The organism is Amycolatopsis echigonensis, from assembly GCF_002846615.1.
GTDB classification, from domain to species: Bacteria; Actinomycetota; Actinomycetes; order Mycobacteriales; family Pseudonocardiaceae; genus Amycolatopsis; species Amycolatopsis echigonensis.
This window is the reverse complement of the sequence record NZ_PJMY01000003.1, coordinates 2810852-2822701: the sequence shown is the minus strand read 5'-3', so window position 1 is coordinate 2822701 and position 11850 is coordinate 2810852. Positions and strand designations below refer to the sequence as shown.

Sequence of the window (11850 nt, the reverse complement as noted above, 5' to 3'; positions counted from 1 at the left end):
CGATCAGCTCAGGGCGCCAGCCACAGCGTGACGAATTCCTTCTCGTCCGCCTTGGCCGCGGCGATGATCGCCGGGTCGTCGAGCACCTGGTCGGCCGGGCCGTCGTCGGTGACCACCTTCGGCGTGTAGCCGAGCGAGCGGTATCCGGCGAGCACGGCGGCCGGGTCGTCGCCCAGTTCGGAGATCGCGCCCGGGTCGAACTCGCACACGACGTGCGGCCGGTCGCGGCGCAGCACCTCGGTCAGTCCCGCCAGCGCACGGTGGTCGCGGCCCTGCAGGTCGACCTTCACCAGGCCGATCCGCTGTTCGGTCACCTCGGGCACGGCGTCCAGCCGCACCGCCGGGACCTCGACGCCGGAGCCGTCCGTGCTGACGCGGTTGTCGCCGCTGTTGCCCGGGGTCGCCTGCGTCAGGTGCACGGTGCCCGGCTCGTCCCACGCGGCCGACTCGACCACGGTGACCAGCTCGCCCGCCGCCGGCGGCAGGTTGACCTCGACGTTGCGGCGCAGGTACGCGGCGTTGACCGGGTCGGCCTCCACCGCGATCACCCTGGTCACTTCCGGCGTGGCCCGCAGCAGCCGCAGCGTGTGGTAGCCGACGTGCGCGCCGACGTCGAGGAACGCGCCGTCCGCCAGCGACGCCATCAGCTCGGCTTCGCTGTCCTCCCAGGACCGGTGGAACAGGATCCACGGCAGCATGACCTCGTCGACCGGCATCAGCAGCGCGCCGACGTCGCACTGGACGACGTCCGCCCCTCGCGGCACCGGAGCGTGCCTGAGCCGGGCCGCGTCCCGCATCGCGCTGACGTCGAGGGTCACCCGCTGGATGGCCTTCTCGTCGGCGTCGAGGCGCTCGTCGCGGCGCGCGAACATCTTGTGCACGGTCCCCGCCGCGGCCTCGACCTCCGCGCCGACGCCGTCGTAACCCTCGGCCAGCTTCGCGACGTCCGCTTCGAGATTGCGCAACGCCAGGTCCGTTTCCGGGGCTTGGCGACGCAGCTCGTCGACCGTGCCTCGCAACGCTTCGAGCCGTTCGCCGAGCGTGCGCGTGGACTGCGCGGCCCGGCGCGACTCGTCGCCGGTGCGTTCCAGGCCTTCGATCCGGTCCAGCAACCGCCGGTTGCTTTCCTCGGTGGCCGCGAGCAGCGCGCCCATCACCTTGCGCTGGTGCACGTCGTAGTGGTCGATCGCGCGCAGCACGGCCTTGCGCAGCGCGGGCGCGAGCGGCAGCCGCGACGGCGTGTCCGCTTCCGGACGCCAGCGCAACGCCTCGGTCGCCTGCTGCAGCGGGCTGAGCGGGTGCTCCGGCGGCGGTGCCGCGGTGCGCTGCCGCTCCTGCCACGTTTCGTACGCCCGCTCCAGCTCGCGCCGCATCCACTCGGCCGCGGTCGCCATCGACCGCTCGCGCAGGATGACCTCTCGCGCACGCTTGCCGCGAGCGGCCGCCTCGGCCGGGTCGTCGGCGATCTGCACCATCGCGGTCGCCGCGGCGTCCAGGTCGGGCTCCGCCCAGACCGCGTCGGCGTGGTACGGGTAGTTGCCCTCGCCGACCGGCACCAGCCGGTACGGGATCGGCCAGCCGGTGGACGCGTCGAGGAATTCCGTGGTGCTGGAGTAATCCGTCGAGATCACCGGCATCGCGCGCGCCATCGCCTCGGCGACGGTGAGCCCGAAGCCCTCGCTGCGGTGCAGCGAAACGTAAGCGGTGCTGGTCTCGTAGAGCTCGTGCAATTCGGCGACGGTGAGGTAGCGCTCGACCAGTTCGATCCGGTCGTCGCCGCGCACGACCGCGCGCAGCCGTTCCGCGGCCTGCGGGTGCAGCTTCGCGTTGATCGCCTTGACGGTGAGCCGGACGTCCTCGCGTCCCGGGAACGCCCGCTGGAACGCAACGACCGCACCCCAAGGGTTTTTGCGCTCCGCGACGCTGTTGAAGTCGAAGGCGAACAGGAACCGCACCGGTTCGCCCTTTTCGCGGGCAGGCGGTGACGGCTCGCCCGGATCGCGCACCGGCACCGGGATCGTCTTGACCGGGATCGGCGAATGCGCGGCGAACGCCCGGCGGCAGAAGTCGCTGACCGTCCAGATCTCGTCGAGCATCCCGAACGCCTCGTGCTGCCACTGCGGGAAGTCTTCGAGCTCCCACGCCCACAGCCCGATCCGGTAGCGCCCGGCACCGACCTCGGGGTGGTTGGTCAGGATGGTGCGGGTCTGGTCCGCGTTCACCGCGAACACGCTCACCGGGAACCGCGGATCGCCGACCGTCGCCGGCCGTTCGATGCCGGTGCGGTTCGAGACCGCCTTCTCCTCCAGCACCGTGGCCACCGGCACGCCGCCGGTCTCGATCGCCTCGAGCACGATCCGGCCCATCTCGCCGAGCCCCAGCTCAGCGGTCAGGTAGCCGAGCAGGTTCACGCCGAACTCGTCGTGCGGCGGACGGGTCGCGACCGGTTCGGACGGGAGCGCCCATTCCGGCAGGCCGGCCTCGGAGACGCCGGACCCGGCGCACCAGTGCCGGAAGCCGTCGGCGTCGTCGCCGTACGGATGCGGGAACGCCATCTGCAGGTCGATCCGCGACGCCCAGATCGCGTGCGTCAGCCGGTTCAGCCCGGCCGCGGCCTGGCCCTGGTCCTCCGGGGTGGCGAGCCATTCGCGCAGCGCTTGCCCGCCGTCCTCGCCGTACGCGTGCGGCGGTGCGGGCTTCTTCTTGCGCTCGGCTTTGATCCAGCCCTCGCGGAAAACGCGCCGCGCGAGCTTCGGCACCGGGGTGCCGTCCTGGAAGTCCTTGAAGCCGTACGGAATCGAGTCGAGCGACTCCGCGTACCCCGCTTCGCGCAGCTTCGTGCCGTACGAATCGCAGATGGCGCGAAGGTCGTCGTTGTGCGACAGCAGCACGCGAGGCTTGCGCGCGCAGTGGAAGCTGAGCAGCCACGGCTTTTCCGGCCGGTAACCGCTGAAGTGGAAGAACCGCAGCTTCGCGCCGCCCGCGGTCAGGGTGCCGTCCTCGTCGCGGCCGATCGGCCGCTCGTGGAGGTTCCAGTACGCAACGTCGAATCCGGGGTCGGTGACGACGTGGTGCCGGAACAGCGACGGCACCTGGTCGACCCAGCGCTGGTCGGTGAACAGCTGCTGTTCGGGCGCGACGATCGCGTCGTGGCGCAGCCTGCCCGCCCAGAAGTCGAGGAACGGCCCGGCGCCGCGGCCGACGCCGATGAAGCCGAGGTTGAACATGCCGGTGCCCATGATCACCGCGTCGTCCGGCTCCATGCCGTCCTGCGGCAACGGGGTCAGGAAGTGCGGCGCGAGCACGATGTCGTGTTCGCGGGCCAGTTCGGCGACCTCGGGGATCGGCGCGAACAGCTCGATGTCCGGGTCGAGGTAGATCGCGGCCTCGGACTCTTTCAGCAGCTCGCGCAGCAGATACGGCTTGACCGAGGTGGCGAGTTCGGTGACCGAGTACGCGGTCGCCATCCGCAGGTAGTCGTCCTCGTCGATGCCGAACGCGGCCGGGCCGACGACGGTGAGTCCGTCGCCGGCCCGGTCCGACTGGTCGCGCGGGGCGTCGATGACCGCGATGACGAAGCGGCCGCCCGGATGGTGCTCGAGATAGGAGCGGGCCAGCACGCGCGCGGCCGGCACATAGTTGCGGGCGACGATCGTACAGGCGGTGGTCCCGGGCTCAGGCATCGGCGGTCAGCACCGTGAGCTGCTGGTTCAGCGCGGTGGTGAAGTCGGTCTTCGTCTGCTCGGCGGCCTTGCCGGACACCTCGACGCGGACGATCACGTTCCCGTGCGCGTAGTGCCCGCGCGACTGGGCCGACTGGCCTTCCTTCGGGTCGATCGAGGTGGCGAACACGCCGTTCGGCGCGGTGGTGTCGCGCTTGGCCCCGTTCGTGACCTGGACCTCCATCAGCTTCTCGGCCGCGGTCTTCGCCGCGGTCGGGCTGCTGGCCTGCGCGAGGAAGAGCGTGATCACGTTGCCGTCGTCGAGGTGGTACACGACGAACTTGACCTTTGACGCGCCCGACGCCTGGTAGGCGCTCAGTTCCTGCGGGTTGAGGTATTTCAGGGTGTCGACCTGCGAGAACGACGTGATGTCGTCGTGCGTCTCGGCCTTGCCCGGCATGCTCGCGACGCCGAGCGGGTCCGGCGGCTTCGGGGCCGACGACGGACCCGGCTGGTGCTGCGCGGTGGTCTGGTCGGTGCCGCCGCCTCCGCTGTCGCGGCCCCACAGCCAGTACGCGCCGAACGCGATGCCGGCCAGCACGATCACCGCGCCGACGATCGCGCCGATCTTCTTGCCGTTGCTCTTCTTCGGCTTGTCGCTGAAGTACTCCGGACCCTGGCGGACCCATTCGGAGTCGCCCCCGGACGGGCCGAGCGGCGGAAGATCGCCGCCGCCCCACGGCGGGGTCTGGTCGCTGTCGGCCGCGTTCCACGGCTGCTGCTGCGGGAAACCGCCGGGCGGCGAGGACGGCGTGCCCTGCGGGAACCCGCCGGGCGGGGAGTAGTGCGCCTGCGGCTGGTGCTGCTGCGGCTGCACGACCTGGGTGCGCTCGGGACCGGCGTCCGCGGGCGGCTGCTGATTCTGCCACGACTGCACGACCTGGGTGCGCTCGGCACCGCCGTCGGCGGGCGGCTGCTGCGGGGCCTGCGGCTGCTGCTGCGGCACTCCGCCGGGCGGGCTGACCGGGGCGATCACCTGCGTCGAGTCCGCGCTCTGGCTCGGCGGCGGCGGAGCGGGCTGGTCCTGCTGGCCGACAGCTGACGACAGCACCTGATCACGCCGGATGCGATAGTCGTCCGCGGACAGTCGCCCTGACGCGAGCTCCTCGTCCAGCCGGCGCAGCTCCTCCTGCCAGGACACCAGGGCCCCCCTTATCTGTCGGCATGGCGACGGTCAATGCGTCGTCGCTACCCGATTGTGTGTGACGACGTGGACATTGTGCACGGGTGCGACCCCACGTGACCTGGCGGGTCGGCTAGTGCGCCGGGGTGCGTTCAGCTGGCGGGAAGCGCGGCCGCGACCTTCGCGCGGATCTCTTCCATCCGCGACCGCAGCGCCGCCGGATCCTGGCCGACCGGCCCCGACACGCCGATGCCGACCGACACTCCGCCGGAGGTGTACCAGAAGGCCATCACGCGTCCGGCCGGGCTGCTTCCGGTGTAGAGCAGATCGGTCGCCGCCGGCCCGAGCGGGCTGCTGTCGAACCCGCCGGTGACGAGGTTCTGCCGCAGGCCCTGGACGAGCTGACCGGCCTGTGCCTTGGACGGCGTCGGGACGGCGATGAGCGTCGTGCCGCCGTCGGTGCCGGCGTACGCGTGGTAGACGAGCTGGTCCGCGCCAGCCGCGCGCATGAGGTTCGCGTCGGCGTCGGAGACGGCCTTCGCCTGGACCGCCTTGTCCAGCGCCATAGTCGAGTTTTCCGGGTTCGGGGTGCCCGGCAGCGTCGGCAGCTTGTCCTCGAGCGAAGCGGGCTGGGTGTTCGGCGCGGACGACGCCGCGGGTGGCGGCGTAGCCGAATCGTTCGAATCTTTCTTGGTGCCGAGGAACCAGATGCCGCCGACGACGAGCGCCAGCACGACGAGCACGGCCAGCGACAGGAACAGCCAGGTCGGCTTCCCGCGGCGCGGTTTGGCGTCGTCCTCCCAGAGCCGGCGCGGCTCCGGCTGGTTGCCGTTCACCGGGATCGCCCCGAAGACCGCGGTGGGCCGGTCGTCGGCGGGGCTCGGCGCGGTGGTCGGCCGGTCGGTGGAGAACGGGGTGCCCGGCGTGTGCGAGAAGGCGGGCTGGGTCTTCTCGGCCGACGAGGACGCCGCCGCGGAATTCAGGAACGATTCGACCGCGGGCGGCTCCGGCGCGGGCATCGCCGGATTGGTGCTGGCCCATCCGACGACCGGCTGGTTCGGCTGGTGCTGCTGGCCAGGGGGGTGCCACTGCACCGGAGCGACGCCCGGCCAGGTTCCCGGCTGGGCGGGCAGCGGCGGCTGAGGCTGGTGCGGCGGGGGCGGGCTCACTTGACCTGCCGGACTCGGCGGTGGTGTGGCCGGGCTCTGCGGCGGAGAGAAGAGGGGCGCGGCCGGGGTGGTCGCGGCGGAGGTCGCCGGGCCGGTCGAAGGTGCCGGGCTGGAGGCGGGCGGCGTCGAGGCGGTGCCGTCGGACGGAGTGCTGGGCGCCGTGCCGGTCGGGGCGCTGGGTGCGGTTGCGCCGGACGAGGTGGTGCTGGGCGAGGGGGTGCTGGGCGAGGTGCCGCTGGACGGGGCGCTCGGCGAGGTCGTGCTGTCTGACCCCGAGCGGGGCGTGGTCGTCGGGCCCTGCCCAGTGACCGTCGCGACGGTCTGCGACGGGTTCGGTTCGGCTCGCGGCGCGCTGCTCTCGGCGGAGCTGCTCCCCGCCGGCGATGTCTGGCTGTCCGGTCCGGTGGTGGCGGCCGTGCTGCCGGACGCCGCCTGGGGCACCGGGCTGCTCCAGGTGGGTGACTTGCTGGGCGACGGCGCGTCCTGTCGCAACGGCGACGCCACTGGCGAAGCCGCCCCGCCGCCCGACGCCTCGGCGAGCAGTTCGTCGCGCTGGCGGCGGTGTTCGGCGTGCCCGAGGCGGCCGGCGGCCAACTCCGCGTCCAAGCGCCGGAGCTCTTCCTGCCAGCTCATCACAACCCCCTGTCACCGGTTCGGGCGACAGTGTTCCACGCGGCCTCGCTCCGCGGGGCTCAGGTGCGCAAGAGCAGCCCGGATCACGCACCCGCGCGAGGCAGCCAGGGAAATCGCCGCGTCCGTACGATCGAGACATGTCCTCCGCGCGCGGTGCGCTCGCCGCCCTTGCCGTGGATCGGCTCGCCGGTCTCGACATCACCTCCGCCGAACTCGTCGAGGCCGGGGCCCGTGCTGTCGGCGAGGGCCTCGACGCGCCCTCCCTTCCCGAACTGGCTTCCCTCGACCACCGGAACCACCAGGCGGTTTCCGCCGCCTTCTCGAACGTCGTCAACGAGCTGGGCATCGAACTCCCGGCCGACGCCACCGCCGCCCAATGGCAGCTGATGGGCGAACACCTCGGCGAGATGGTGCGCGGCGACGTCCGGCTCGCCGAAGCGGCGAAGAGCGTCAAAGCCCTCGACGGACGGCTCGGCCATCCGGCGGCTCTCTCCGAGCTGCGCCAGTGGCTGGCGATGCTCGCGACCTGGATCCCGACCGACGTCACGCCGGTCAGCTACTGCGAGCAACAGGTTCTGCAGCAGGCTCGCTCGGTACTGGCCGGTCCCTGGCCGCCGGTCACCCGTTAAGCGGCAAAAACTGTCGTACATATGTTCTAAAATTGGCCGTGTACTGGGGAAACCATCCACCGGAAGGCGGCCGCCCGATGACCTCTCCCACGCCGGCTTACGTCACGCTGCCCACGTTCGTCGGATACAGCGCGAGCAAAGGCCCGTCGCGTTCGTCGTTCGTCCGCAGGCAGCGCCGCTTGTACGAGGACCCGGCCCGGGCGGCGTTCAACTACTACCGGCGCGCGGCGAACGCGGTCCGGGCAGGCCGGGCGGCGCGGCAGGACGAAGTGGCCATGCGCGCGCTGGTCAGCAATGCCGACGAGCGCACCCGTCCGCATTACGCGGCCATCGCCGAGGGCTGGCTGCGCTACCTCGGCAGGCGCGATCCGAAGCTGGTCGAGGTCGGCCGGGCGAAGTTCTCGCTCGGCGAGCTGGAGATCGGCATCAGCCCGCAGCTGGGGCTGCGGAAGGCGAACGGCCGCCGGTACGCCACCTGGCTGTACTTCAAGGAGGAGCCGCTGGCCCGGGACGCCGCGCAGCTCGCGTTGTGGCTGCTCGACGAGGGCATGCCGGATCTGCTGCCGGGCGGGGAGGCGCTGGTCGTGGACGTGCGCCGGGCGAAGGAGTTCACCTTGTCGGCGCGGGACCGGGAGCGGCTGCGGCCGTGGGCGGCCAGCGAGGCGTCGGCGTTCGTCACGCTGTGGCGCGCCGCATAACGGCTGCGTGCATGAACGGAGGGGGTCTCGGGTAAGGAACCCGCGGACCGGGCGGTGTTTCCCGGTCCGCGGGCCACCCAGTCGAGTGACAGCTTGGCGCTCGGCTCCGGTGGACTGGACAATCCCGGTCCCGGACACGAAGCTTTCGGCAGTTTCGAGCCCGGTCGATGACTTCGAGGTCGACAAGTGAACGCTGCTGCAGCCTGGGAGCCGCTCTCTCGAGTGGCTGACGAACCCGCTTGGTACTGGGTGCACGACAAGCTCAGGTTCTGGCCGAGCACCTTCGCGCACGATTGGCCCGGCTTCCAGGAGCCGCGCCCGTCGGCTACCTGGGATCTCTCCACCGGCGAGTACGACCGTGCCTCGGCCGAGTTCCGCCTCGGCCCGTACGCGGTGGAAGAGCACGACGTGGCCCGCGCCGTGCTGGCCGCTTTGCAGGAGACGACCGCCGAGGACGAGTGGCTGTGGGTGCTGCACTGGCAGCACCAGTCGTTCAAATTCTGGCCGCATCGCATGCAGCAGAACGCGCCTTGGCCGGTCTCGGTCTTCCCGCGCGGCGACTACCATCTGTTCCTGGCCGAGGACTTCAGCTACGGCACGCTCGGCCACCCGTGGGAACGCACCCTGTGCGTCTTCGGCGAAAAACTGCTCCCCGCGGTCGAAAAGCACGCCGACGGGATCCTCACGAACCAGTTGCGCCGGGACGGCCAGCCCTCTGCGCTGACTCGCTGAGCACGGCCGCTGCTACCGTCTCGCACGTGTTCGAATACCACGGCTGGGTGACCATCGCCGCCACCGCGACCGGCGACGACGACGCAGCTCTGCTGGCGCGCTTGGTGGAGCGAGTCCACCGTTCCCTGAAGAACACGACCATGCTGGACTTGGTGGACCTCCGCTGGAGCGCGGGCCTGCCCATGCTCCATCTGGGTGGTCTAGACAAACACGGCGGCACCATCACGCCGCAGCTCCTGGAAACCTTCGCCCGAGTAGGAGAACTGGCCCCGGGCTCCTACGGCCTCCTGCACATCTGGGACGACCAAGACCCAGAACACGACAACGCCTTCCAGGTGTACCGAATGGCAAGAGGGCAAATAACCGAGCAAAAAGACGCACACCTGTCCCCAGTAGCGCCCACAGTCCTAGACACCTACGAGCTATAACCACCAGGCGCATTCCACGGGTCAGAGCGCACCGCCACAAGCCCCAGCTCCGAACAGCTTTCCGCTTGCTACGCAAGCTACAAAGCCGCTCACCCCCCAACCGCAGCCGATGGCACCGCGGGGGCTCCGGGGGCTCGGCCCCCGGGCGATATGGCGAAGGCCCTGTATCCACGCTTTCCGTGGATACAGGGCCTTCGGGACTGAGCGGATGACGGGATTCGAACCCGCGACCCTCACCTTGGCAAGGTGATGCGCTACCAGCTGCGCTACATCCGCGTTAACCGCTTGGTGCTCGGTGTTGAAGACACTCTATACCTTCGTCTCGGTGACACTTTCGGGGGCCCCGTTATTGGCGTGGACCTGCTGAGATGTGGTGCTTGCGCGTCACGTCGAGCGCACAAGGGGTGACGACGGGCGCTCTGCTCCGTATGGTGTCCCCAATCGACTTCAGTGGTGAGTCCTTCGGGGGAGGAGGTGCCTTGCCGGATGACCGAGCTGGGCACGGCGCCGCCACCAGCGGCCTCGGAATCCGACGAGCAGGCACTTTTGAAGCGGCTGCGCGACGGCGAGGATGCCGCGTTCGGGGAGTTGTTCGAGCTGCATGCCGCGGCCGTGCGCAGATTGGCGCAGAGTCTTGCCGCGGATCGCTCTGAAGCCGAGGACATCACCGCGGAGACCTTCTTCCGCGTGCTGCAGGCGTTGCGCCGCGGTGCGGGTCCGCGGGATTACATCCGGGCTTATCTGCTGACGGTCGCGCGCCGGGTGTCGTGGGAGTGGCACGGGGCGCGGCGCGATGTTCCGGTGACTGATGACGAGTTGACGTTCCGTGCGGGCGCTGGGGTGGACACGCCGGCGCGGACGGCTGAGCACACGTTGATCACGACGGCGTTCACGAGTTTGCCGGAGCGGTGGCGGACGGTGCTGTGGCAGACCGAGGTCGAGGGCGAGCAGCCGGCGATGGTGGCTCCGCATTTCGGCTTGTCGGCGAATGCGACGGCGGCGTTGGCGCGGCGGGCGCGGCAGGGGTTGCGGGCGGCGTATCTGCAGGCGCATTTGTCGGTGAACCGGGGTCCGGAGACGTGCCGCGCGGTGGTGGAGAAACTCGGCGGGTTCACCGCGGGCAGTGTCACGGGCGCGGAGGCGGAGCGGATCAAGGCGCATCTGCTGGGGTGCCCGTCGTGCCGGGCGACGCAGGACGAGCTGCGTGATGTGTGTTCGTCGTTGCGGGCGCATGCCGGGGTGCTGGTGCTCGCGGTTCCGGCGTTGGCCGGGGCGGGGAAGGCCGCTGGCGCGGTCGCGTCGGTGAAGAGCGTGTTGTTCGGCTCGAAGGTGAAGGTCGGGCTCGCGCTGGCGTCGACCGCGGCGGCGGGTGCGGTGAGCCTGACCGCTGGTCCGCTGGTGTTCGGGTCGCATCCGGTGCAGGACGTCGGATTGGGCGGTGGTGCGCCGGAGCTGGCGTTGCAGCCGCCGGTGCCGCCTCCGCCGCCGGTCCAGCAGGGTCCGCGGGTGATCTCCGGGAAGCTGAACGGCAGCGCGCGGCCGTCGCACGTGGCGGCCCGTCCGGCGGATGTCTCGCCGCATCTGGGGGCGGCCGAGGTGCCGCATTTGCCGCCGGTGCATCAGCCGGTTCCCGGGGAGCAGTCCTCGTCGTCGACGTCGGATTCGGCTGGTGCGGTGGGCTCGGCTGGTTCGACTGATTCCACCCCGCGCGACGATCTTCCCGGCCAGGACGGCAGCCATTCGGGTTCCCCGATGACGAGCCGGTCGTCGAGCACCGAATCGCGGTCGGATATCGACACGTCGACAAACTCGTCCAGCCCGGGCCTGCTGAGCACGACGGCGGACGACTCGACTCCTTCGTCGTACGCTCCGCCGCCCTCGTCGTATGTGCCGTCGCCGGATTCGTACCTGCCGCCGTCGGTCACGACGACGCCGACCGGGTCGCGGCACCCCGCCCCGGCCGCTCCGCTGTCGTCCAGCTCCACTGACTCGTCCGGCTGCCCGAAGTCCTCGAAGTCTTCCCGGTCCGCTGAGCCGGCCAAGTCTTCGAAGCCCGCCAAGTCCGCCGAGCCCGCGAAATCGGCTAAGACGGCCTCCACGTCCGGGAAAGGTGTCACCGGTTCGGCCGATTCCTCGGCGGACGCAACCTCCCGAACAGCCAAAACCCGGCAAACCACCAGTAACTCTCAGTGAGCACCTCGCGCTCGACGGCACGGTCACGGTAACGTTGACCGAGCTCGACGTCGCCCGGGAGGCAACAGGATGAACCGGCTGGTGCGCGGCGAAGACGGCCGCCATTGGGTGGTCCGCGCACAGATGGAGTGGCGGGCTCCCGCCACCGCTGACGATTTCGAACACGACGTCGCAGGCAGTTACGGACCTGGCATCGCGATGATCGTGGTGATGGGGATCCTGGTGATCGCGCTGGTGGTCTGGACGCCGGATGTCGTGAAGGTGCCGGCGTGGGTGATGTTGGCGTTGCTGCTGGTGGTGCTGTTCTTCCCGCTGCGGTGGATCCTGCGCCGCCCGTGGACAGTGGTCGCCGAGACCGAGGGCGACGTCGCGGGCGACCGGCCGTCGGAGCGCTGGGTCGGCACGATCCGCGGCATGTTCACCGTGTCCGGCGAGGTGAAGCGGATCTCGAAGACGATCCAGAAGCATTCGCTGCCAGACTTCGACGGTCCGCTGCACCCGGTCGAATAGCCCTGGCCGGAAC

9 protein-coding genes and 1 tRNA gene are annotated in these 11850 nt (G+C 70.5%); 6 read left to right on the top strand and 4 right to left on the bottom strand.

Going from position 1 to position 11850, the window contains the following annotated elements; all coding sequences use genetic code 11:
• Positions 1-8: 8 nt before the first annotated feature.
• From ATK30_RS18195 to ATK30_RS18185, 3 genes are all read right to left on the bottom strand, one after another.
• Positions 9-3683 carry an FkbM family methyltransferase gene (locus ATK30_RS18195; RefSeq protein WP_101436598.1) on the bottom strand — a complete coding sequence of 1225 codons (3675 nt, stop codon included), beginning with the start codon at positions 3681-3683 and terminating at the stop codon, positions 9-11.
• On the bottom strand, positions 3676-4863 hold the full coding sequence (locus tag ATK30_RS18190) for a flagellar basal body-associated FliL family protein (protein ID WP_101436597.1): 1188 nt from the start codon (positions 4861-4863) through the stop codon (positions 3676-3678). The genes ATK30_RS18195 and ATK30_RS18190 overlap by 8 nt, the downstream gene beginning before the upstream one ends.
• Positions 4864-4997: 134 nt before the next feature.
• The gene (locus ATK30_RS18185; protein WP_101436596.1) at positions 4998-6647 is read right to left on the bottom strand and encodes a hypothetical protein; all 1650 of its coding nucleotides are present in this window, start codon (positions 6645-6647) and stop codon (positions 4998-5000) included.
• Positions 6648-6784: 137 nt separating this feature from the next.
• Here ATK30_RS18185 and ATK30_RS18180 point away from each other — a divergent pair, with 137 nt between their 5' ends.
• From ATK30_RS18180 to ATK30_RS18165, 4 genes are all read left to right on the top strand, one after another.
• A complete protein-coding gene (locus ATK30_RS18180) occupies positions 6785-7276 on the top strand; it encodes a hypothetical protein (protein WP_101436595.1) in 492 nt (163 codons plus the stop codon).
• Between the two features lie 77 nt (positions 7277-7353).
• Complete coding sequence (locus ATK30_RS18175) at positions 7354-7974, top strand: hypothetical protein (RefSeq protein ID WP_101436594.1); 621 nt, start codon at positions 7354-7356, stop codon at positions 7972-7974.
• Between the two features lie 222 nt (positions 7975-8196).
• A complete protein-coding gene (locus ATK30_RS18170; protein ID WP_101436593.1) occupies positions 8197-8706 on the top strand; it encodes a DUF2716 domain-containing protein in 510 nt (169 codons plus the stop codon).
• A 26-nt stretch (positions 8707-8732) separates the two neighbouring features.
• Positions 8733-9134, top strand: a complete 402-nt coding sequence (locus tag ATK30_RS18165) for an Imm7 family immunity protein (RefSeq protein WP_101436592.1) — start codon at positions 8733-8735, stop codon at positions 9132-9134.
• A 203-nt stretch (positions 9135-9337) separates the two neighbouring features.
• Here the strand turns inward: ATK30_RS18165 and ATK30_RS18160 are convergent.
• Positions 9338-9410: transfer RNA gene (locus tag ATK30_RS18160), tRNA-Gly, on the bottom strand.
• A gap of 210 nt (positions 9411-9620) precedes the next feature.
• On the opposite strand from ATK30_RS18160, the gene ATK30_RS18155 reads away from it, so the two are divergent.
• Complete coding sequence (locus ATK30_RS18155; RefSeq protein ID WP_101436591.1) at positions 9621-11327, top strand: zf-HC2 domain-containing protein; 1707 nt, start codon at positions 9621-9623, stop codon at positions 11325-11327.
• Positions 11328-11396: 69 nt separating this feature from the next.
• Positions 11397-11837, top strand: coding sequence for a DUF983 domain-containing protein (locus tag ATK30_RS18150; RefSeq protein ID WP_101436590.1), 441 nt, complete (start codon positions 11397-11399; stop codon positions 11835-11837).
• Positions 11838-11850: the final 13 nt, after the last annotated feature.